General features: G+C 74.0%; 22 protein-coding genes. 16 read left to right on the top strand and 6 right to left on the bottom strand.

Going from position 1 to position 21,564, the window contains the following annotated elements; translation table 11 throughout:
• From ACX6XY_RS10375 to ACX6XY_RS10390, 4 genes are all read left to right on the top strand, one after another.
• Positions 1–879 (top strand): elongation factor 1-alpha C-terminal domain-related protein (locus ACX6XY_RS10375; protein WP_460328471.1); only part of this gene is annotated, 879 nt, incomplete at its 5' end.
• 269 nt (positions 880–1,148) lie between these two features.
• On the top strand, positions 1,149–1,937 hold the full coding sequence (locus tag ACX6XY_RS10380) for an ABC transporter ATP-binding protein (RefSeq protein ID WP_460328673.1): 789 nt from the start codon (positions 1,149–1,151) through the stop codon (positions 1,935–1,937).
• The gene (locus ACX6XY_RS10385; RefSeq protein WP_460328472.1) at positions 1,924–2,916 is read left to right on the top strand and encodes an ABC transporter permease; all 993 of its coding nucleotides are present in this window, start codon (positions 1,924–1,926) and stop codon (positions 2,914–2,916) included. Before ACX6XY_RS10380 ends, ACX6XY_RS10385 begins: the two co-directional genes overlap by 14 nt.
• Before the next feature lie 15 nt (positions 2,917–2,931).
• Complete coding sequence (locus ACX6XY_RS10390) at positions 2,932–3,684, top strand: sirohydrochlorin chelatase (protein WP_460328474.1); 753 nt, start codon at positions 2,932–2,934, stop codon at positions 3,682–3,684.
• A 286-nt stretch (positions 3,685–3,970) separates the two neighbouring features.
• Here ACX6XY_RS10390 and ACX6XY_RS10395 read toward each other — a convergent pair whose 3' ends face one another.
• Positions 3,971–5,308 (bottom strand): helix-turn-helix domain-containing protein, encoded by a 1,338-nt coding sequence (locus ACX6XY_RS10395; RefSeq protein ID WP_460328476.1) that lies wholly within the window; start codon positions 5,306–5,308, stop codon positions 3,971–3,973.
• A gap of 281 nt (positions 5,309–5,589) precedes the next feature.
• On the opposite strand from ACX6XY_RS10395, the gene ACX6XY_RS10400 reads away from it, so the two are divergent.
• Genes ACX6XY_RS10400 through ACX6XY_RS10415 form a run of 4 tightly spaced genes read left to right on the top strand, consistent with a single transcriptional unit; the run spans position 5,590 to position 8,917 of the window.
• Complete coding sequence (locus ACX6XY_RS10400) at positions 5,590–6,870, top strand: YihY/virulence factor BrkB family protein (RefSeq protein ID WP_460328478.1); 1,281 nt, start codon at positions 5,590–5,592, stop codon at positions 6,868–6,870.
• 10 nt (positions 6,871–6,880) lie between these two features.
• Positions 6,881–7,201 (top strand): hypothetical protein, encoded by a 321-nt coding sequence (locus tag ACX6XY_RS10405; RefSeq protein WP_460328480.1) that lies wholly within the window; start codon positions 6,881–6,883, stop codon positions 7,199–7,201.
• 38 nt (positions 7,202–7,239) lie between these two features.
• Positions 7,240–8,175, top strand: a complete 936-nt coding sequence (locus ACX6XY_RS10410) for an AraC family transcriptional regulator (RefSeq protein ID WP_460328483.1) — start codon at positions 7,240–7,242, stop codon at positions 8,173–8,175.
• Position 8,176: 1 nt separating this feature from the next.
• Positions 8,177–8,917, top strand: coding sequence for a helix-turn-helix domain-containing protein (locus ACX6XY_RS10415; RefSeq protein ID WP_460328485.1), 741 nt, complete (start codon positions 8,177–8,179; stop codon positions 8,915–8,917).
• On the opposite strand, the gene ACX6XY_RS10420 is transcribed toward ACX6XY_RS10415, so the two are convergent.
• Positions 8,901–9,377, bottom strand: coding sequence for a VOC family protein (locus ACX6XY_RS10420; protein ID WP_460328488.1), 477 nt, complete (start codon positions 9,375–9,377; stop codon positions 8,901–8,903). The genes ACX6XY_RS10415 and ACX6XY_RS10420 overlap by 17 nt on opposite strands.
• Positions 9,378–9,523: 146 nt before the next feature.
• On the opposite strand from ACX6XY_RS10420, the gene ACX6XY_RS10425 reads away from it, so the two are divergent.
• The 3 genes from ACX6XY_RS10425 to ACX6XY_RS10435 all read left to right on the top strand — a co-directional run bounded on the left by ACX6XY_RS10425 (position 9,524) and on the right by ACX6XY_RS10435 (position 12,591).
• Positions 9,524–10,339 (top strand): 4'-phosphopantetheinyl transferase family protein, encoded by an 816-nt coding sequence (locus ACX6XY_RS10425; RefSeq protein ID WP_460328490.1) that lies wholly within the window; start codon positions 9,524–9,526, stop codon positions 10,337–10,339.
• 232 nt (positions 10,340–10,571) lie between these two features.
• Positions 10,572–11,879 carry a TrkH family potassium uptake protein gene (locus ACX6XY_RS10430; RefSeq protein WP_460328492.1) on the top strand — a complete coding sequence of 436 codons (1,308 nt, stop codon included), beginning with the start codon at positions 10,572–10,574 and terminating at the stop codon, positions 11,877–11,879.
• Positions 11,872–12,591 carry a potassium channel family protein gene (locus tag ACX6XY_RS10435; RefSeq protein WP_460328494.1) on the top strand — a complete coding sequence of 240 codons (720 nt, stop codon included), beginning with the start codon at positions 11,872–11,874 and terminating at the stop codon, positions 12,589–12,591. The genes ACX6XY_RS10430 and ACX6XY_RS10435 overlap by 8 nt, the downstream gene beginning before the upstream one ends.
• 3 nt (positions 12,592–12,594) lie before the next feature.
• Here the strand turns inward: ACX6XY_RS10435 and ACX6XY_RS10440 are convergent, their stop codons facing one another.
• A complete protein-coding gene (locus tag ACX6XY_RS10440) occupies positions 12,595–12,729 on the bottom strand; it encodes a hypothetical protein (protein WP_460328496.1) in 135 nt (44 codons plus the stop codon).
• Positions 12,730–13,048: 319 nt separating this feature from the next.
• On the opposite strand from ACX6XY_RS10440, the gene rsgA reads away from it, so the two are divergent.
• The 3 genes from rsgA (at position 13,049) to ACX6XY_RS10455 (ending at position 16,293) form a co-directional block, all read left to right on the top strand.
• Positions 13,049–14,176, top strand: a complete 1,128-nt coding sequence (rsgA, locus tag ACX6XY_RS10445) for a ribosome small subunit-dependent GTPase A (protein ID WP_460328499.1) — start codon at positions 13,049–13,051, stop codon at positions 14,174–14,176.
• A gap of 219 nt (positions 14,177–14,395) precedes the next feature.
• A complete protein-coding gene (locus ACX6XY_RS10450; protein WP_460328502.1) occupies positions 14,396–15,781 on the top strand; it encodes a DNA-3-methyladenine glycosylase 2 family protein in 1,386 nt (461 codons plus the stop codon).
• Complete coding sequence (locus ACX6XY_RS10455; protein ID WP_460328504.1) at positions 15,778–16,293, top strand: methylated-DNA--[protein]-cysteine S-methyltransferase; 516 nt, start codon at positions 15,778–15,780, stop codon at positions 16,291–16,293. The genes ACX6XY_RS10450 and ACX6XY_RS10455 overlap by 4 nt, the downstream gene beginning before the upstream one ends.
• Before the next feature lie 32 nt (positions 16,294–16,325).
• On the opposite strand, the gene ACX6XY_RS10460 is transcribed toward ACX6XY_RS10455, so the two are convergent.
• Both ACX6XY_RS10460 and ACX6XY_RS10465 read right to left on the bottom strand, forming a co-directional pair.
• The gene (locus ACX6XY_RS10460) at positions 16,326–16,808 is read right to left on the bottom strand and encodes a DUF456 domain-containing protein (protein ID WP_460328507.1); all 483 of its coding nucleotides are present in this window, start codon (positions 16,806–16,808) and stop codon (positions 16,326–16,328) included.
• Positions 16,809–17,006: 198 nt separating this feature from the next.
• Positions 17,007–17,996: a helix-turn-helix domain-containing protein gene (locus ACX6XY_RS10465; RefSeq protein WP_460328674.1), complete on the bottom strand. Its 990-nt coding sequence runs from the start codon at positions 17,994–17,996 to the stop codon at positions 17,007–17,009.
• 398 nt (positions 17,997–18,394) lie between these two features.
• On the opposite strand from ACX6XY_RS10465, the gene ACX6XY_RS10470 reads away from it, so the two are divergent.
• Both ACX6XY_RS10470 and ACX6XY_RS10475 read left to right on the top strand, forming a co-directional pair.
• Positions 18,395–19,849 carry a protein phosphatase 2C domain-containing protein gene (locus ACX6XY_RS10470; protein WP_460328509.1) on the top strand — a complete coding sequence of 485 codons (1,455 nt, stop codon included), beginning with the start codon at positions 18,395–18,397 and terminating at the stop codon, positions 19,847–19,849.
• A gap of 110 nt (positions 19,850–19,959) precedes the next feature.
• Complete coding sequence (locus ACX6XY_RS10475; protein WP_460328511.1) at positions 19,960–20,412, top strand: ATP-binding protein; 453 nt, start codon at positions 19,960–19,962, stop codon at positions 20,410–20,412.
• A 34-nt stretch (positions 20,413–20,446) separates the two neighbouring features.
• Here the strand turns inward: ACX6XY_RS10475 and ACX6XY_RS10480 are convergent, their stop codons facing one another.
• Positions 20,447–21,496, bottom strand: a complete 1,050-nt coding sequence (locus ACX6XY_RS10480) for a DUF2637 domain-containing protein (RefSeq protein WP_460328514.1) — start codon at positions 21,494–21,496, stop codon at positions 20,447–20,449.
• Between the last annotated feature and the right edge of the window lie 68 nt (positions 21,497–21,564).

The raw sequence follows: 21,564 nt of genomic DNA on the forward strand, positions 1-21,564 counted from the left end.
CTGGTCGACTACCGGGAGTCCGTCTTCGCCGCGATCGCCGAGGAGTTCACCGCCTACGCCGCCTCGCTCGGCGTCCCGGAGATCACCGCGATCCCGATCTCGGCGCTCGCCGGAGACAACGTCGTGGAGCCCTCCGCGAACATGGACTGGTACGGCGGCCCCACCGTCCTGGAACACCTGGAGACCGTCCCGGTCAGCCACGACCTGGCCACCTGCCATGCCCGCTTCCCGGTCCAGTACGTGATCCGCCCGCAGACCGCCGAGCACCCCGACTACCGCGGCTACGCGGGCCAGATCGCGGCCGGGGCCTTCCGGGTCGGCGAGGCCGTGACCGTGCTGCCGTCCGGGAAGACCTCGACGATCTCCGCGATCGACCTGCTCGGCGAGCCGGTCGACGTGGCCTGGACCCCGCAGTCGGTGACCGTCCGCCTCACGGACGACATCGACATCTCGCGCGGCGACCTGCTGGTCCCGTCCGGCGACGCCCCCGCCACCAGCCAGGACCTGACGGCCACCGTCTGCCACGTCGCCGACACGCCGCTCACGGTGGGCCAGCGGGTGCTGCTCAAGCACACCACCCGCACGGTCAAGGCGATCGTCAAGGACATCCCGTCCCGGCTCACCCTGGACGACCTGTCCCAGCATCCGGACCCCGGACAGCTGGTCGCCAACGACATCGGCCGGATCGCGGTCCGCCTCGCCGAGCCGCTCGCCGTCGACGACTACGCCGACTCCCGGCGCACCGGGTCCTTCCTGCTGATCGACCCCGCCGACGGGACGACCCTGGCGGCCGGAATGGCGGGCGACGCCTTCGCCCAGGCCGCCGAGCCCGTCGCCGAGCAGCAGACCGAAGCCGCCGACGACGGCTGGGACTTCTGATGGCCGCCGACCGACGCGACGGACTCGACGTGTACGCGGGCTTCGCCAAGGAGGGCGGCCGCATCGGCAGCGGCACCCTCGGCGCGGGCACCGGAGGCGTCGCACGATGCCGCGCCTGACACCGGCGCTCCCGGCCCCGACGCCCGAGCCGCCGCGTACCCGCCGCCGCAGTCCCCGCCCCGCCGACCAGCCGTAGCCGCCCCTCGGGGCGCACCGGCTCGACGAGAGGACCGCCTCCCGTGACCGCCGAACTGACCGCCCCGCCCCTCCTGGACCGCACCGACGCCGACGCCCCGGCCGACGCCCGTGACGGCTACGCCGTGCGCCTGGACCGGGTGTCGAAGTCCTACGGCTCCCCGAGCGCACCGCAGGTGGTGCTCGACGACATCCGGCTCGACGTCGCGCCCGGAGAGTTCCTGTGCCTGCTCGGCGCGTCCGGGTGCGGCAAGTCCACGCTGCTCAACCTGGTCGCGGGCCTGGACCAGCCCTCGCAGGGCAGCGTGCGGGTGCCGTTCGGGCGGCCCGCGCTGATGTTCCAGGACCACGCCCTGTTCCCGTGGCTGAGCGCCGGACGGAACATCGAACTTGCCCTGCGTCTCGCTGGGGTCCCCAAGGCCGAGCGGCGCGAGCGGGCGGGAGAGCTGCTGCGCCTGGTGCGGCTCCCGGACGCGTACGGCAAGCGGGTGCACCAGCTCTCCGGCGGGATGCGGCAGCGCGTCGCGCTGGCCAGGGCGCTGGCCCAGGGCAGCGAGGTGCTGCTGATGGACGAGCCGTTCGCCGCGCTGGACGCGATCACCCGCGACCTGCTGCACGACGAGCTCACCCGCGTCTGGTCCGAGCGCAAACTGACCGTCCTGTTCGTCACGCACAACGTCCGCGAGGCGGTACGGCTCGGCCAGCGCGTGGTGCTGCTCGGCTCCCGCCCCGGCCGTGTCGCGCACACCTGGGACATCGGCATCCCCTACCCGCGCCGGATCGAGGACGCCGAGGTCACCGACCTCGCCCGTGAGGTCACCGGCCATCTGCACGAGGAGATCGTTCGCCATGCCCGCCACTGACGCCACGCCGCACCACGGGCGAGGCGAAACCGCGGGCCCACCCACCGCACCCCCCGCCGACTCCGCGGACCCCGCCCGCCTCTCCGGCCGCACCAGCCCCGCCGCAGCCGCCGGCTCCGCCGGTTCCGGGGAGGCCGTCGACGAGATGGCGTCGGGGCTCGACGCGCTGGAGACGCCCGCGCCGTCCGCCGCGGCCGCCGCCTACCGGCGGGTGCTCGCCAAGGCGACGCCCCCGGCGGTCGCCGTCGCCGCCGTCCTGTTCCTGTGGCAGGTCGCGTACACGCTCAGCTGGTCCGACACACTGCCCGCCCCCGCCGCCGTCTGGGGCGAGCTCGCCGACGCCTGGTCGGACGGCACCCTGCTGCCCGGCCTCGGGCACAGCCTGCTGCGCTGCCTCGTCGGCTTCGGCGCGTCCGCCGCCATCGGCGTACCGCTGGGGCTGCTGCTCACCCGCGTCACCCCGCTGCGTACCGTCCTCGGCCCGATCCTGTCCGCCGTCCAGTCGCTGCCCGCGGCCGCCCTGGTGCCCGTCGCCGTGATCGCGCTCGGCGACTCCGAAGGCGCCGTGTACGCGGTGGTGCTGCTGGGCGCCGTGCCCTCCATCGCCGTCGGGGTGACGGCGGCCGTCGACCAGGTGCCGCCGCTGCTGCTGCGGGCCGGGCAGTCGATGGGCGCCACCGGCGTCAGGGGCGCGCTCCACGTACTCGTCCCCGCCGCGCTGCCCGGCCTGGTCACCGCCCTGCGCCAGGGCTGGACCTTCGGCTGGCGGGCGCTGATGACCGCCGAGCTGATCACCGCGACCCCGCTGCCGGGCATCGGCCGGATGCTCGACGCGGGCAAGCAGAGCGGCGAACTGAGCCTCGTGCTCGCCGCCGTACTGCTCATCCTCGTGGTCGGCGTCCTGGTCGAGTCCGCCGTGTTCGCCCCGCTCGAACGCCGGGTGCTGCGCGGCCGCGGCCTGGCCACCGCACGGAACTGAACGGGAGGACCACCGATGCGCCAGCCCGTGCTCCTCGTCATCGCCCACGGCAGCCGCGACCCGCGGCACGCCAGGACCGTGCACGCCCTGGTACGCCGAGTGCGGGCGCAGCGCCCCGGACTGCGCGTGGAGACGGGCTTCCTGGACTTCAACGCGCCCGCCGTCCCCCAGGTCCTCCAGCGGCTCGCCGCCGACGGCGTACGCGACGTGGTGGCCCTGCCCCTGCTGCTGACCCGCGCCTTCCACGCCAAGGCCGACATCCCCGCCGTACTGAGCGAGGCCACCGCCAGGCTGCCGCGTCTCTCGGTACGCCAGGCCGAGGTGCTCGGCCCGTCGCCGCTGCTCCAGGACGCGCTGGAGCGACGGCTGTACGACGCCGGGCTCGCACCCGGCGACAAGCGCTCGACCGGGGTCGTGCTGGCCTCGGCGGGCTCCACAGACCCGGAGGCGATCGCAGTGATCGCTGAAATCGCGCGGGAGTGGCGGCGCACCGGTTGGTGTGCCGTGCGGCCTGCGTTCGCCTCCGCATCCCTGCCCCGTACCGAGGACGCGGTACGGGAACTGCGCGCCGCCGGCGCGCGCCGGGTCGCGGTCGCGCCGTACGTCATCGCCCCCGGCTTCCTGCCGGACCGCATCGCGCGCGGCGCCCGCGAGGCGGGCGCCGACGTGCTGGCCGATGTGCTGGGCCCGGCCCCGGAGCTGGCCCGGCTGCTGCTGACCAGATACGACGAGGCGCGCGTCCCGACGCTGACGGCCGTCGGAGCCTGAGCACTCCACGGCAGGCCGGTACGCCAGCCGCGGGCGCGGCGTCCCACCCACCGGGGCAGCCCGCCGACGCGCCTCGCGCCCCTTCCGGGACGCTCTTGCCCGGAGCCTCGCCCGGCGGATCGTGCCTGGGACGCGGCGGCCCGATCCGCCGGACAGGTCCCGGTCCCGGCCGCGTGCCGGAGCCGCCCGTCGACGCGGCCGCACGCACCGACCGTCGCCCACCGCCCACCGCCCACCGCCCACCGCCCAGGGAAAGCGCACCGGACCGCGCCCGGGCCGGGGGAGGTCAGGGCGCGGCGGGCGCGCCCTGGTCGGCGGGGCGCTGGCGGGCGCGTATCACCGCCGGAGCCGTTGAGTGCGGCAGCAGTTCGTCCGGCCGCCGGGGCAGGACCACCTCGACCGCGGCGTCCTCCCGGAAGCGGTACGGGCGGCGGTCGAGCAGACCCGCCAGGTAGCGCCGTATCCGGGAGAGTTCCGCCCGTATCGTCACGCTGCGGCCCGTGTCGCCGAACACGGCGTCGGCGAGCTGCGCCGCGGTGTGGCCCGCGGGGCGCGTCGCCAGCAGATAGAGCAGCTCCGCATGGCGCGGGCTCAGTTCATGGGTCCAACTGCCCGACGGGCCCGACACGGTGACCGCGCCGTGACCCGGACGGCTCAGGTCGAGCACGACCCCGGTGGCCAGACCTCCCGTTTCCGGGTCTGCCACCGCGCCCGCGCCCGCCGGCCGCGCGGCGGCCCGCACCAGCCAGCCGCCGGGCAGCGGTTCGACCGTGCAGTCGCCGAGCGACGGCAGCCAGGCCCGGCCGGGGCCGAACGACCTGGGCAGCGGCACCCGGTCGACCGGCGGCAGCCCGCTGACCGCCGCGGTCCAGCCGTTCGGGTCGACGGCCGCCGCGGGCGAGCCGATCCGCGCGAGCAGCGGCGCCGCCACCGAGCGCAGCAGGTCAAGGGCGGCCAGATGCCGGGTACGCAGCTCCGCCTCGGCCAGCCTGGCCACCGACTGGACCAGCGCGAGCGTCGCCGGGTGCAGACTGCCGACGGGGCCGCTCAGATCGACGACGCCGAGCAGCCGCCCGTCACGCGGATCGGTGAGCGGGGCCCCGGCGCAGGTCCAGCCGTGGTGGGTACGGACGAAGTGCTCCGCCGAGAAGACCTGGACGGGGTCGCGGACCACCAGCGCGGTGCCGATGCCGTTGGTGCCGACCGTGGACTCGCTCCAGTCCGCGCCGATCTCGAAGCCGTGCGCGTCGGCCATCCGCAGCACCGCCGAACTGCCCTCGCGCCACAGCACCCGGCCGTCCGCGTCCGCGACCACCATGATGTGCCGCGCGGCGTCCGCCATCGGCAACAGCCCCTCGCGCAGCACCGGAAGCAGGTCCCGCAGCCCGGAGGCGCGCCGCCGTTCCTCGACCTCCTCGCGGACCAGCAGCCGGGTCCGGACGTCGTGGTCGGGGTCGAGACCGCTGCGCAACAGCCGCGCCCAGGACGCGCCGATGACCGGCCGCGGCCCGACGGACGGCCGCCGCCCGGAGAGCGCGGCGGCGTACACGCCCTGGAGCAGCCGGGCGGCCCGGCCCGTACCCGTCGCCGTGATGCTGTCCAGATCGATCGTCGAGTCCTGCACCGCTACCTCCCGCACTTGCCGTGACCGCCCCGTGGGCTGGCTCTATCCTCGCCCCACGCCCGCGCGCCCTGGGACGGCCTTCCCGCAGGACGATGCAACGTCCTGCAACCCTGGCGAACGCCAGAGCGGTTGACCGAAGCTGAAGGCGACGCCGCTTCCGCGGTGTACGCGCTCCTGACAACCGGAGCCCGAGAGCGAGGGTGGTGCTGTGTCGGCGCAGCACCACCCCCGCCACCCGCGGAGAATGTGGGCGGGGCGAGCCATGCCGCTACGGTGAGCAGGTGCACCAGGCAAAAGAACCCCCCGAGCGGCCGCCGGGCGGCCGGATCCACCGGGCCCGACGTCTCTACCGGAACGTGTCAAAGCGCAGAACCGCCTGGCTGCTCCTGAAAGACACCGTCAACTCCTGTATCGAGTACCGCATCCTGGGGCTCGCGGCCGAAGCCGCGTTCTTCACCCTGCTGTCCGTGCCCCCGCTGCTGCTGAGCCTGGTCGGCCTGCTCGGCTATGTCGACGCCCTGGTGGGCGTCGAGACCATTGAGTCGGTCGAGGCGAACATCATCGAGGCGGCGGGCACGGTCCTGTCGGAAAAGGGCGTCCAGGACATCGCGCAGCCGATCCTCGACGACGTACTCAAGGGCGCCAAACCCGATGTGATCTCGATCGGCTTCCTGCTGGCGGTGTGGTCGGGCTCGCGCGCCGTGACCGTCTTCGTCGACACGATCACCGTGATGTACGGACTCGACGGGGTGCGCGGCATCGTCAAGACCCGGCTCCTGGCGTTCCTGCTCTTCGTGATGGCGCTGCTCATCGGGTCGGTCGCACTGCCGCTGATGGTGGCGGGCCCGGACCGGGTGCTGGACATCCTGCCCTGGAGCGAGAACCTGGTACGGGTGCTGTACTGGCCGGTCGTCAGCATGCTCGGCATCGCCTTCCTGACCACGCTCTACCACGTCTCGGTGCCGGTGCGCTCGCGCTGGGTCGAGGACATCCCCGGAGCGCTGGTCGCGCTCGGCCTGTGGGTGCTGGGCAGCTTCCTGCTGCGCATCTATCTGACCCGGTCCATCGAGAACGCCAACGGCCCCTCCATCTACGGCTCGCTGGCCGCGCCCATCGCCGTCCTGCTGTGGATCGGGGTCTCGGCCTTCGCGGTCCTGGTGGGCGCGGCGGTGAACGCCGCCGTCGACCGGGTGTGGCCGTCCATCGCCACGGCCGCGGCACGCGCCGCGAACGAACGCGCGCGTGAGGCCGCGGCCGCCGCGGTCGTCGCCCAGGCCGCCGCCCGCGCCGCGGGCCGGGACCCCGACGACTCCGACGACTCCGACGCGGACGACGACGATCCCGACGGGCCCGACGACCCCGGCATGCCGTCGGAGTTCCCCGAGCGCTGGGCCCAGTTCCTGCCGCCGGACGACGTCACCGGAAGGCTCCGCACCCCCGCCAAACGCAAGAGCGACCCCCACCGGCCCCCGCACCCGCCCGCGCCGCCGCCCACCTCGCACCCCGCGGCGAACGGCGGCCAGGACGCGCACAACAGGCGAGGTGACCGCCCGACCCCTTAGCCTCGGGAGCATGAGCACACCGCCGCGTCGATTCACCGTTGTGCTGAAACCCCAGCTCGCCGACGCCGAGGGGCATCCCGAGCACGGTTCCGCGCTGCGCGCCGCGACCGTGCGGGCCACCGGGAGGGCCGGTGCGTCCGGCTATCCGCGCTACGAGGGCGAGGGCATCTCGGCGGACATCGACCCCGCGACGCGCACCGTGGAGGCCCTGAGCGTCGACGGCCGGGAGCTGCCGTACGGGTGGGTGGCCGAGGTCACCGAGGAGGAGGACGACGACGGAACCGGCGACGGTGACCCAACCGTCCCGTCCGCCTCCGCCCCTCCCGGCTGAGACCGCCCCTACGCCGGGGCGCGGTTACCCTGGCCGCCATGGACGCTCTGGCCGGTCTGCTCGAAGGCCCGCGCGCTCGCGGGGCCTTCCTCGTGCGCGCGTGCTTCGACCCGCCCTGGTCCGTACGGATCGAGGACCGCGCCCCGCTCACGCTGATCGTCCAGGCGCGCGGTGACGGCTGGATCGTCCCCGACCAGGGAGCCCCGCTGCGAACGCGACCGGGCGACATCGCGATCGCCCGTGGCCCCGACCCGTACGTCTGCGCCGACGACCCCGCCACCGAGCCGCGCGCGGTGATCCATCCGGGCGGGCGGTGCGCGACGCCCGACGGACGGGAGATCAAGGACTACGTCGACCTGGGCACCCGTACCTGGGGCGGCCGGGCCGACGGCTCCGTCGTCCTGCTGATCGGCACCTACCAGATGCGCGGCGAGCTGAGCGACCGGCTCCTCGACGCGCTGCCGCCGGTGCTCACGCTGTCGGCGCGGGAGTGGGACTGCCCGATCACACCCCTGCTGGCCGAGGAGATCACGCGCGACGAACCGGGCCAGGAGGTCGTCCTGGACCGGCTGCTCGACCTGATGCTGATCGCGACCCTGCGCGCCTGGTTCTCCCGCCCCGAGGCCGCGGCCCCCGCCTGGTACGCGGCGCTCGGGGACCCCGTGGTGGGCCGGGTCCTGCGGCTCATCCAGGACGACCCGGCGCACCCGTGGACGGTCGCGGACCTCGCCGCCAAGGCCGGGGTCTCGCGGGCCGCGCTGGCCCGCCGGTTCCGTGCGCTGGTGGGAGAGCCCCCGATGGCGTATCTGACCGGCTGGCGTCTCGCGCTCGCCGCGGACCGGCTGCGCGACACCGGCGACACGGTCGGCGCGATCGCCCGCCAGGTCGGATACGGCAGCGCCTTCGCACTGTCCGCCGCCTTCAAGCGGGCCTACGGGCTCAGCCCCCAGGAACACCGGACGGGCGGGGCCTGACATGGGTTACCGGGAGCGGCCGTCGCGGATCAGGGGCGCGGTGCTCTGGACGCGTACCGCCAGAGCCGACCCGACCGCGCCGCCCTACCCGGTGCTGCCCGACGGCTGTATGGACCTGCTGTGGGTCGACGGCCGACTTCTGGTCGCCGGGCCCGACACGCGCGCCTACCGGCCGGGACCCGCGGCGAGCGCCGCGCCGGTCGCCGGGATCCGCTTTGCTCCCGGCGCCGCGCCCGCGCTCCTGGGCGTGCCCGCCCAGGAACTGCGGGACCAGCGTGTCGCCCTGGCGGACCTGTGGCCGTCCGCCGCCGCCCGCCGCGGCGCCTCGCGGATCGACGCGGGCATCGACGCGGGCGGTGCCCCGAGCGGCGACCCGGCGTCCGCGCTCGACGGGCTGGAGGCGCTCGCCCTCCGCCTGGCCGCCGACAGCGGGCCGCCGGACCCGCTCATCGGCCGGGTCGTCACCGACCTGAACGCGGGCCTGAGCGTCGCCGACACCGCCGCCCGCGCGGACATCGGCGCACGCCGACTGCACCGCCGGTCGCTGGCGGCGTTCGGCTACGGCCCCAAGACCCTGGCTCGGGTGCTGCGGTTGCAGCGCGCCCTGGCCCTGGCCCGCGCGGGGCTGCCGTACGCGGACACCGCGGCGGCCGCGGGCTTCGCCGACCAGGCCCATCTCGCGCGGGACTTCCGCGACCTGGCGGGCGTACCCCTCTCAGACCTGGTCAGCGCTGTTCCGTAGCCGTAGCCGTAGCCGTAGCCGTAGCCGTAGCCGCCAGTGGGGCGAACAGGTCCACGCCGTTCCCGTCCGGGTCCCCGACGGTGGCGTACCGCTGACCCCAGAACGCGTCGAACGGCGCGAGCACCCCTTGATACCCGGCGTCGGTCAGCTCCGCGTACCGCGCGTCCACGTCGGGGGCGTCCTCGCACCGGAACGCGAGCCCGATCCGGCCGTCGGACGTCGGCGGCCGCCAGTCGGGATGGAACGAGCGGACGGTGTCCTCGGCGTCGAGCGCGAACCGCAGGCCGCCCGGAAGCTCGGCCTCCGCATGGGGCTGGCTCTCGGCCCCTTCGGGGAAGACCAGTCCCAGGCGGCGGTAGAAGGCGACCGACGCGGCCATGTCGGAGACGACGACGCCGATCAGATCGAAGCGCGGGGTGAGCGAAGGAGAAGTAAGCGAAGTAAAGGGAGCAGAAGTCATGCGGGGACCGTAGGCGGCCGCCCGCCCACGCGTCTTGAACGAATCGGACACTTAAACATCAGACACTTAAACTCTGAGGCATCCGGGGGGGGACCGCCCCCGCCCAGGCCCTGTCCCGCCTGCCACCGGTTCAAGGAGAACGACGCATGCCAGCCAGCCCCCGCGCCCAGGCGGACTCCGAAGCGGCACAGGCCGGGACAGCGCAGGCCGGTACGGCGCGGGCCAGCACGGCGCTGCCGCTGGCGGAGGCGCCCGCGGCCGGGATCCGGCGAGCGCGGCCGCGCACACCGGTGGGAGCGAGGCAGGAGGCGGGCCCCTGGCCGCAGCTGTGGCTGGTGTCCGCCGACCAGGCGGCGGCCGACCGGGACGAGCCGCTGCTCAGCGCCGAGGAGCACAGCCGCGCCGCGGCCTTCAGGCGGGCGAGCGACCGCCTGTTGTTCATCACCTCGCACGGCGCGCTGCGCCGACTGCTCGGCGCCTATCTGGACGAGGACCCGGCCGCGCTGGAGTTCGTACGGGAAGACTGCCCCGGCTGCGGCGGCCCGCACGGACGGCCCGCCGTGCCCGGCGCCCCCGTCCACTTCTCGCTCTCGCACACCGGGGACCTGGCCCTGCTGGGCTTCGCGGACCGCCCGGTGGGCGTCGACGTCGAGCAACTCCCCGACGACCGCGTGGTGAACGACGTCGCCACCACGCTGAACCCCCGAGAGCAGGCCGAGCTCGCGGCGCTCCCGCCCGCAGCCCGCGCCGCCGCCTTCACCCGCTGCTGGACCCGCAAGGAGGCCTACCTCAAGGGGAGAGGCGACGGCCTCGCCAGCGCGGAGTTCGCCGCCTGTGTGGTCGGCACCGGCCCCGACCCGCTCCCGCTGCCCGGCTGGACCCTCGCCGACATCCCCGCGCCCCCCGGTTTCGCCGCGGCCTGCGCCTTGCGCGACGGCGGCACCGTACCCACTGACGGCTGAGCCGTGTCGCCGCCCGGTCCAGGGCGCGTAAGAATCGCGTATGGAGCCCGTCAGTAAGGCGTTCATACGCTGACGGGCCCGTAGATCTTCGGAATACGTCCCTTACCGTTGTCGCGGCCGAAACGATTCGACGCGTTCGGCACGTATGTCCGAGAGGGGTCAGCGAGTGGTGGCATTCACGCCACGGGCGTGGGCGTCGGTATTCACGGCTCATCCCGCGCGTACGCTGGTGATGGCCTTCGCCGGAGTCATCCTGCTCGGCGCCGCCCTGCTGACCCTTCCCGTCGCGACCGCCGACGGCACCGCGACCGGCCTGGTGGACGCGCTGTTCACCGCCACCTCCGCGGTCTGCGTCACCGGCCTGGTGGTGGTGGACACCGGAACCCACTGGACCGGCTTCGGCCAGGGCGTGATCCTCGCGCTGATCCAGATCGGCGGCTTCGGCATCATGACGATGGCCTCGCTGCTCGCTCTGCTGGTCTCGGGACGGCTGCGGCTGCGGATGCAGCTGACCGCCCAGGCGGAGACCAAAAGCCTCGGCATCGGCGACGTCCGCAGAGTGCTGCTCGGCGTCGCCGGTACCACCCTGGCCGTGGAGCTCACGGTCGCGGCCATCCTGTCCCTGCGCCTGGGACTCGCCTACGACGAGGCACTCCCGGACGCCCTCTACGGCGGCGTCTTCCACTCCGTCTCGGCCTTCAACAACGCCGGGTTCGGCCTGCGCGGCGACAGCCTCACCCGGTACGCCGCCGACCCGTGGATCACCCTGCCGATCGCCGGGGCCGTCATCCTCGGCGGCATCGGCTTCCCCGTACTCCTGGAACTGCTGCGCCACCGCGCCAAGCGCCGCCGCACCGGCCGCCGCCTCTGGTCGCTGCACCTCAAACTGACCGTGATCACCACGGCCGCGCTGCTGCTCACCGGCACCGTCCTCACGATCGTCCTGGAGTGGACCAATCCGGGCACCCTGGGCCCCTTCGGCTGGGGCGAGAAACTGCTGAACGGCTTCTTCCACTCGGCCATGTCCCGCACCGCTGGCTTCAACGCCATCGACATCGGGGCCCTGCACCCCTCGACGCTGCTGCTGACCTGCACCCTGATGTTCATCGGCGGCGGCAGCGCGGGCACCGCGGGCGGCATCAAGGTCACCACCTTCGCCGTGCTGGCCGTCGCCATCGTCGCGGAGACCCGCGGCGAACCCAACTCCTCCATCCTGGGCCGCAAGCTCGGGCCGCACGTCCTGCGCCAGGCGCTGACCGTGGCGCTGCTGGGCGTCGGCCTGGTGACCAGCGCGACCATGGCGCTGCTGACCGTCACCGACGCCCCCTTCGAGAGCGTGCTGTTCGAGGTCGTCTCGGCGTTCGGCACGGTGGGTCTGTCCACCGGCATCACCGCCGACCTGCCCGCCGTCGGGGATCTGATCCTGATCGGGCTGATGTTCGTCGGCCGACTCGGCCCGATCACCCTGGTGTCCGCGCTCGCGCTGCGGGAGCGGACCCGCCGCTACGAACTACCTGAGGAGCGACCCGTCATTGGGTAACTACCTGCACTCCCTGCGCCGCCGCCGTCGCAAGCGGCTGGCCCGAACCTACGCCCAGCCGGGCGAACAGCGGGTCGCCGTGATCGGCCTCGGCCGGTTCGGCAGCTCGCTCGGCCATGAGCTGATGCGCCGCGGCTGGGACGTCCTGGGCATCGACACCGACCCCCGACTGGTCCAGCGCAACAGCGACGCGCTCACCCACACCGCCGTCGCCGACTGCACCGACATGGAGGTGCTGCAACAGCTCGGCGTGCACGAGTTCAGCAGCGCCGTCGTCGGCATCGGCACCGACATCGAGGCGTCCATCCTGGTCACATCGAACCTCCTCGAAGCCGGGGTGCCCAACATCTGGGCGAAGGCCATCAGCCGCCAGCACGGCCAGATCCTGGAACGCCTGGGCGCGCACCATGTCGTCCTGCCCGAGCACGAGATGGGCGAGCGCGTCGCCCACCTGGTGACCGGCCGGATGCTCGACTTCATCGAGTTCGACGACGACTACGCCCTGGTCAAGACCGTCGCACCGGAGGTCGCCACCGGCGTTCCGCTCGGTGAGTCCGTGGTACGCAGCACCTACGGCGTCACGGTCGTCGGCATCAAGCGCCCCGGCGAGGACTTCACCTACGCCACCGCCGAGACGGTGGTGGGCAAGGGCGACGTCATCGTGGTCACCGGCAAGACCCGCGCGGTGGAGCACTTCGCCGAACTCAGCTGACGGTCAGCGCCCGGCGGGCGCGGCGTCGCGCCCGCCGTCGATGAAGAGGAACGAGGCGGACAGCACCGTCCGGGCCGCGAGCCCGGACAACAGCACCGCGACCAGCAGCGCCACTCCGAACACCGCGACAAGAATCATGAGCAACGCCCCCGGCTCGTTCTGACCGCGAGTGACCGTACACGCCGCTGCCAGGCTCTCCGTTACTAGGCGAAGGACGAAAAACGACTGGCGTGCCGCGGGGGCGCGCGGCTACGGTTTTCCCGTACTCGCGGTGGCCGAGCCGACCGGCCGCCGTTCTCAGCTGAGCAGAACCAGGAGGTGTGACCGATGGCTGTCCCTGTGACGGGCGCTGCCCACAACCAGAAGATCGTCCACTCCACCTCCGCGGCCTCCGGCTGACATCCCTCACCGCGCACACTCGTGTGCCGCCGGGGCCGCCCTTGTGAAGGGTCACCCCTTGTCCAGCTCCACTTCTTCCTTCTCTTCCTCCTTCTTCTCTTCCTCCCCGTCCTCCTCGCTGGCGCGTTACGGCTGGGACCCGGACTGGGAAGCCGCCTTCGCCCCGTACGCCGCACAGGGCCTGGTGCCCGGACGCGTCGTGCGGGTCGACCGTGGCCAGTGCGACGTCCGTACCTCCGACGGCACGGTCCGCGCCGACACCTCGCTGGTCACGCCGCCCGATCCGATGCGCGTGATCTGCACCGGCGACTGGGCCGCCGTGGACCCCGAAGGCGGTGACCCCCGGCTCGTACGCGCCTACCTGCCGCGACGTACCGCGTTCGTACGCAACACCTCGTCCAAGCGCTCCGAGGGCCAGATCCTCGCGGCCAACGTCGATCACGCGATCATCGCCGTGTCGCTCGCGGCGGAACTCGACCTCGGCCGGATCGAGCGCTTCCTGGCACTCGCCTGGGAGAGCGGGGCGCGGCCGCTGGTCGTCCTCACCAAGGCCGACCTGGTGCCGGACCCCGCCACGCTGGGACATCTGGTCTCGGATGCCGAGACCGCGGCCCCCGGCGTTCAGGTGCTGGCCGTCAGCGCGGAGACCGGGGCGGGCACCGACGTGCTCGCCGCGGTCGTCACGGGCGGTACGAGCGTGCTGCTCGGCCAGTCGGGCGCGGGGAAGTCCACGCTGGCCAACGCGTTGCTCGGCCAGGACGCCATGACGGTGCGGGCCATCCGTGACGTCGACGGCAAGGGGCGGCACACCACGACCACCCGCAACCTCCTCGTCCTCCCCGGCGGCGGTGTCCTCATCGACACGCCGGGGCTGCGCGGGGTCGGCCTGTGGGACGCCGAGGCGGGCGTCGGCCAGGTGTTCGCGGAGATCGAGGAGCTGGCGCGGGGGTGCCGGTTCCACGACTGCGCGCATGAGGCGGAGCCGGGGTGCGCGGTGCTCGCCGCGCTCGCGGACGGCACGCTGCCCGAGCGGCGGCTCGACAGCTACCGCAAGCTGCTGCGCGAGAACCAGCGGATCGCTGCGAAGACGGACGTCCGGCTGCGGCACGAGATGCGCCGTGAGTGGCGACTGAAGCAGGCGGCGGGCCGGGCGTCCATGGAGGCGAAGCGGGGCCGCTTCCGCTGACCTTCTCCGACCCGTCTGATCTCCTCCGATCTCCTCCGAGCTCCTCGGGGCCGTTCCGACGCCCCGAGGCCTGACGGAGCCCGTCGACCGGCTGTGGCGGCCTGGTCGGCGGGCTCTCCCCACGCCAGACGCGACGTCCGCCAGGTGTGGTGTCCAGCGGCGAGCGCCGCGTCCGAAAACCGCCAGTCCGCAACGTGCGCGCCCCGCACACTGGGTGGTGTGAACGATGAGGACACCAGGTACGAGGCGGTGCGCAGCCGCGACGCCCGCTTCGACGGAGAGTTCTTCTTCGCCGTCGAGACCACCGGCATCTACTGCCGCCCGAGCTGCCCCGCCAGCACCCCCAGACGCCGCAACGTCCGCTTCTACCCCACGGCGGCGGCCGCCCAGGGCTCCGGCTTCCGGGCCTGCCGTCGCTGCCGCCCGGACGCCGTGCCCGGCTCCGCCGAGTGGAACGCGCGCGCCGACGTCGTCGGCCGCGCCATGCGGCTGATCGGCGACGGGGTGGTGGACCGCGAGGGCGTGCCGGGGCTCGCCGTACGGCTCGGCTACAGCGCCCGGCAGGTGCAGCGCCAGCTGACCGCCGAGCTGGGCGCGGGGCCCGTCGCGCTCGCGCGCGCCCAGCGGGCGCACACCGCGCGGCTGCTGCTGCAGACCACCGAGCTGTCCGTCACGGACATCGCCTTCGCCGCCGGGTTCGCGAGCGTGCGCCAGTTCAACGACACGATCCGGCAGATCTACGCCCGCACCCCGAGCGCCCTGCGCGCCGAGACCGGCACGAGGATGGGCCGGGCGCCCGCCCAGCCCGTGGGCAGCGCCGAGTCCGGCCTGGTCGCGGGCGTGCCGCTGCGGCTCGCCCACCGCGGCCCGTACCACGCGGCGGCCGTCTTCGATCTGCTCGCCGACGAGGCCGTCGACCACGTCGAGGAGGTGACCGGAGCACCCGGTGCCCGCACCTACCGGCGTACGCTGCGGCTGCCCCACGGCACCGGCATCGCGGCCGTGGACGAGCGGCGGGCCGGGCCCTGGCTGGACGCCCGCGTCCACCTCACCGACCTGCGTGACCTCACCACCGCCGTACAGCGGCTGCGACGGCTGTTCGACCTGGACGCCGACCCGTACGCCGTCGACGAGCGGCTCCGCGCCGAACCGCGGCTCGCGCCGCTGGTGGCCGCCCGCCCCGGCCTGCGCTCACCCGGCGCGGCCGACGCCGAGGAACTGGCGATCCGGGCCGTCGTCGGACGCGCGGCCGCCGAGCTTCTGGTGACCGCGTACGGCAAGGCCCTGGACGTGCCGTGCGGCTCGCTCACCCATGTCTTCCCCGAGCCCGCCGCGCTCGCCGCCGACGGGCCGCCGCTCGCGGCCGCGCTCGCCGACGGCTCCGTACGCCTGGACGTGGGCGCCGACCGCGACGACGCGCACCAGGCGCTGCTCCGGGTGACCGGGGTCGACGCGTGGACGGCGGCGGCCATCCGGACGCGGGCGCTCGGAGACCCCGACGTGCGGCCGCCGGGCGAGCCGGTGAGCGACGCCTGTCGGCCATGGCGGTCGTACGCCGCGCAGCACCTCCGCCTGACCCAGCGAGACCAGGAGATCCGACGATGACCGCGACCACGACCACCATGACCACCACGACCACGACGTACTTCACGACCGTCGACAGCCCGCTCGGGGAGCTGCTGCTCACCGGCGACGGCTCCGGCGCCCTGTCCTCGCTGTCCGTACCGCGACAGCGCGGCGGCCGCACCGTACAGCCGGACTGGCGGCGCTCGCCCGACGCGTTCCGGGACGCTCAGGCGCAGCTGCGGGCGTACTTCGCGGGGGAGCGACAGGGGTTCGACCTCGTGCTGCGTACCGACGGCACCGACTTCCGCGAGCGGATCTGGGCCGCGCTCGACTCGGTGCCGTACGGGACGACCACGACCTACGGCGCGCTGGCCGCCGACGCCGGTGTCCCGCCCGCCGCCGTACGGGCCGTGGGCGGCGCGGTCGGCGCCAACCGGCTGCTGATCGTCCGCCCCTGCCACCGGGTGATCGGCGCGGACGGCTCACTCACCGGCTACGCGGGCGGCCTGGAGTGCAAGCGGCGACTGCTGAGCCTGGAAGGAGTGCTCTGACGCCGCTCATCCTCAGGGCTTGTCCCCAGGGCTCACCCCCAGACCAGCGCGCCGAGCCACGCCCCCGTGACCAGCAGGCACGCGAACAGTTCGACCAGCACGCTCGTCCCCGCCATCCGCATCAGCTGCCGGGTGGACGCCACCGCCGCGCCGTGCCCGCCGAGCCGGCGCCGCTCGGCGCCGTAGATCCCGCCCATGAAGCCCGGCACGGCGCCGAGCACCGGCACCACGACGAAACCCACCACCGCGCCGAGCCCCGCGCACACCACCAGACGCCGGTCGACCCCCAGGCCGCGCACCCGGCGCGGTGGCAGCAGCAGCTTCACGGCCTCGGCCAGCAGCAGCACCACGGTGGCGCCCACGAGCACCCACCAGGCCACGCCCGACCGCACCCGGAACGACCACCAAAGGACGGCCGCCCAGACCAGCCAGGCGCCGGGGACGCCGGGGATCAGGACGCCGCTCAGGCCGAGCAGCATCACCATGCTGACCAGCAGGAGCTCCCAGACACCCATCTGCCCAGAGTGCCGGAGCCCGGCCGATCCGGCAGGCCGGACCGAGCCGCGGCCGCCCCGACGAGCCGACGGCGGGCGAGCACATGCGGCCACTCCACGGAGAGGCCCCCGGCCCCTGGGAAGGCGCTGGGGGTCGGTGCGGGCGCCAGGCCCTAGGCGAGGCGTTCGGGTGCGGGCAGATCGGGTGCGGGCAAGGTGTCAGCGGGGCTCGCGGGCTACCCAGCCGCGTTCGTACGCGTGCCAGCCCAGTTGCAGCCGGGTCGTCACGCCCGCCAGTTCCATCAGCCGCCGCACTCTGCGCTGGACCGTGCGCAGGCCCAGTTCCAGCTGCTTGGCGACGCTCGCGTCGGTCAGTCCGGCCAGCAGCAGCGAGAGGACCGCCAGGTCGGTGGGGTCGGGGCCGTCCGGGCGCGCCTCGGCCGGGTGGCCGTCCGCGTCGAGCCGCAGCGGCAGCGCGTCCCGCCACACCGCGTCGAACAGTCCGGTCAGCGACTCCAGGAGCCCGCTGGCGTGGACCACCAGCGCGGCCGGTTCCGCGTCCCGAGGAGTGAGCGGCACCATCGCCAGCGAACGGTCGGCGATCACCAGCTTGGTCGGCACCCGGTCGACCGTGCGGACCCGCTCGCCACGGCCGAGCGCGACCGACAGCTCGTACCGTCCGGCCGGCATCAGCAACACGTCGCGCTCCACCACCACCCGGTAGTCGACGCCGCGGTCCGCCGCCTGCGGCTCGGCGTCGTTGTCCATCCCCGAGACCACATCCGGTTTCCCGGTCACCAGGGCGCACACCTCCTGGGTCGCGCCCAGCTGCAACTGCAGAAAGCGGCGGCCCACCGCGCCCGCTCCCGTGACCACCTCGACCAGGTCGTGGACGCCCTGCTCTCCGGCCTGCGCCCGGTAGTCGTCGGCCAGCAGCGCGGCCGCCAGCTCGGCCTTCTCCAGCTCGTGCCGCTGCTGCGTCAGCAGCGCGCCGAGCGCGACCCCCGGAGGCGCCGCCACCCAGCGGCGCGGCCGCGCGGACGACCGCGCCGCGAGACCGTGCCGCTCCAGTCGGCGCAGGGTGCGCTCCGTCTCCTGCTCGCCGAGCGCGAGACGCCGCGCCAGATCAGGCGCGTCGGCGACGCCGAGCGAGACCAGCGTGCGGTACGCCGACTCCTGCACCTCATCCAGCCCTATGGCCCCCAGCAACCCGCTGTCCTTCCCCGTGTTCCCCGTGCTCCCCATGTTCCGCACCCCAAGCCCGCTCCCCAAGCCGTACCCCCGAATCACGGCGCGCCTCGCCCCCGCCCGACCGGCCCGCTCTGGCGGGAAGCGGCCACGGCGGGAACCCGCCGCAGCACATCATCCACGCACCGCCCGCCGCTCGGCCACTGTGTCGCTCGCCACCGCTGCACGCACGTGCGGTAGCCCCTCGGTTCCCCAGTCGCCCCTTGATCCCTGGGGCCGGTCCGTCGGGCGCGTCCTCCCGTGGGGGGTTGGGACGTGCCCGGCGGGCCACTTTCGCGGTTCTGATCGTCCATACGTTCACGTCGTCTCTTTCCGGTTGCCCCGTTTTCGTACGCCGCGTGCGGTGGACAATAAGGGGCATGAGCCATCAGGGGGACAGGCCCGCCGGACGCACCGGACCCTCCGGCCAGGAGGACGACTGGTGGGGGCAGTTGTACGACGACTCGACCGATGACACGGGTCCGGCGGCCGGGGCCGACACCTTGGACGACCGTTTCGCCTCGGCCTCCGGAACCCTCGAAACGGCGCCGCCGCCCCCGGAGCAGTCGAGTACGGAGCGCCCGCGCCCGGAGCGGCCGCGCTACACCCCGCCCCGAGCGCCCTGGGAACCCCCCGAGTCCCGTCGCACGCCCGCCACATTCGGCCCACGGCGACGCCCGCACGCCCCAAGCGAGGCGTCCGGCTCGCGGGCACCCGTCGTGGGCGTGCCCCCGCAGCGTCCCGCCGAGCAGCCGCCCCGCCCCACCGTCGGCTATGTGGGTGACGGCCCGCCCACCTACGATCCCGAGCCCGTCGCCCTGCCCGCCGCAGAGCCGGACGCGCTCGACGAGCTGGTGGCCGACACCGTGCTCGACGGCGCGCGTTACGGCACGAGCACGCTGCGGATGGCCTCCGTACGCGGGGACTCCGCGCGCTATCGCGGCGAACCCCGCAGGGACTCCCTGCTCACCGCCCGCTTCGGGAGCGGCGACGCCGCGCTGATCCTCGTCGCGATGGCCACCGGCGCCCGCACGGCCCCGGACGCCCACCGCGCGGCCGCCGACGCCTGCCAGTGGATCGGCCGGGCCGTCGGCCGCAGCCACCCCCGGCTCGTCGAAGACATCAGGGCCGCCAGACGCGGCGACCTCAAGTCCGGGCTGCACCGGCTCGCCGACCGCAGCCTCGGCAAGCTGCGGGCGGCCGCCGCCGAACGGGGCCTGGCGCCAGAGGAGTACACCGCCGCCAGTCTGCGCTGTCTGCTGATCCCGGCCGACCCCCAGTGCCGTACGCGGGTGTTCTTCGGCGTCGGCGGGGGCGGGCTGTTCCGGCTGCGGGACGGCGTATGGCAGGACATCGAGCCACAGGCGACCGAATCGACCGGCGCGCCCGTCGTCGGCTTCGGCTCCGCCCCGACGGACCCGGCAGCCGGATCGCCCCAAGCCGGATCGCCCCAAGCCGGGTCATCCCAAGCCGGATCACCGGACGCCGAGACGCCGGACGCCGAGACGCCGGAGGGCGACCGGTTCACCATGGACCTGGGCATCGCCACCCCGTCCAGCCCCTGTGACCCGGCTCCCGAGCCCTCTCCGAGGGAACCTTTCCGCTTCCGCGCCTCGGTGGCCCGCCCAGGCGACACCCTCCTGCTGTGCACCGGCGGGCTCGCCGAGCCGCTGCGCGGCAGGCCCGAACTGGCCGGAATCCTCAGGGAGCGCTGGTCGGCCCCGGAGCCCCCCGGCCTCGCCGCCTTCCTGGCCGACACCCAACTGCGGGTGAAGGGCTACGCCGACGACCGTACGGCCTGCGCCGTCTGGGAGGCCGCGCCGCGAGTTGGTTGAGAATTGGACATGAGTGTGGCGCTACACGTCAGGGCATGCATCACCGTGAACGTGTTCGAGATGACCGAAAAACACACACGGAAGACGACCACAGCGTGCGGGCGGGGGCCATGACGAGGCAGGCACAGCAAGAGGCGGCCGATGAGGCAGCCGACAGCGCCACGGCCGAGGACGGACCGTCCCAGCTCCGGCGCACCCTGGGGCGGTCCGACCTCAAGGCGGTCGCGGACGTACGGCGTGCGGTGCGCGAGCTGCTGCGGCGTCGGGGGAGACCGTGCAGCACGGACGTCGCGGAGCTGCTCACCAGCGAGATCGTGACCAACGCCCTGGTGCACACCGACCGCGAGGCGGTCGTGACCGCGACCGTCGGCCCACGCGGACTGCGGGTGGAAGTACGCGACTTCGTCGCCCGCAGGCCACGGCCGCGCATGCCGGACGCCGACGACGGCACGCACGGCAGGGGCCTGATCCTGGTCCAGTCGCTCGCCGACGACTGGGGCGTACGCGGCCATGAGATCGGCAAGTCGGTGTGGTTCGAGCTGGATCCGGGCACCGCCGCCTGAGCCGGCCGGCGCCCCGGCCAAGGCCGTCGCCGTCTCAACCGAGTTGCTGCTCCAGGTCCTTGAGCTTCTGCTCCAGAGAGTCGAGCCGCGGCAGGGTCAGCGTGTCGTCCTCCGCGGTGAGATCGAGCGTGACCGGCGGGTCAACGCCGGTCACGGCCTGGAGAGGCGGCCTGCCGCGTACGGGCAGCTGCTCCGGACCGGATATGGCAGGGTCCGAGCCGCCGCTGCCGACCGCGGGCGCGGCGGCGGTCCCGGACGTGACCGCGGGCACCTGGCGACCACGGGCGACGCCGGTCCAGGCCCGGTGCCCCCGGCTGACCGCCTTGAGGTGGGCCCGCTCCAGCTTGTCGTGCTCGCGCCTGCGCTTCCGGTCCTGCTCCCTCTGTCTGCGGTCCTCGCGTACGTCGTCCACCGCCTCGTCCAGCGTCCGTACATTCTCCAGGAGCATCAGCGACCAGGCGCCGAAGGTCTCCCGCGGCGCCCGCAGCCACCGTACGATCCGGATCTGCGGCAACGGACGCGGCACCAGGCCCTGTTCCCGCAGGGCGGCGCGCCGGGTCTGCTTCAGCGCGCGGTCGAAGAGCACCGCCGCTGACAGCGACATCCCGGCGAAGAACTGCGGGGCGCCCGCGTGGCCGAGCCCGCGCGGCGCGTGCACCCAGTTGAACCAGGCGGCCGCTCCGGCGAACGTCCACACCAGCAGCCGCGAGCCGAGCGCCGCGTCACCGTGGCTGGCCTCCCGTACCGCGAGCACCGAGCAGAACATGGCCGCGCCGTCCAGGCCGAACGGCACCAGATACTCCCAGCCGCCGGACAGGTTGAGGTTCTGTCGGCCGAAGCCCACCAAGCCGTGGAAGGACAGCGCGGCGGCGACCGCGGCACAGCAGAACAGCAGCACATAGGACGCGGTCCCGTAGATCGCTTCCTTGCGCCTGCGGCGCTCCTCGCTGCGCTCCCAGGAGTCCTCCTGGGCCTTGGCCCCGGCGCGCTTCCCACGCGCGATCACCGTCACCGCCACCAGCACGCCCAGGAGCATCACCCCGCCGGGAAGCAGCCAGTCCAGCGATATGTCGGTCATTCTCATCTGGGGTCCCTTGCATCGCATGAAGGCGTTTCGGGCGCCATATTGGCTCAATCCCCAAGGCCGTCAGG

It is taken from the genome of Streptomyces sp. O3, assembly GCF_054788135.1.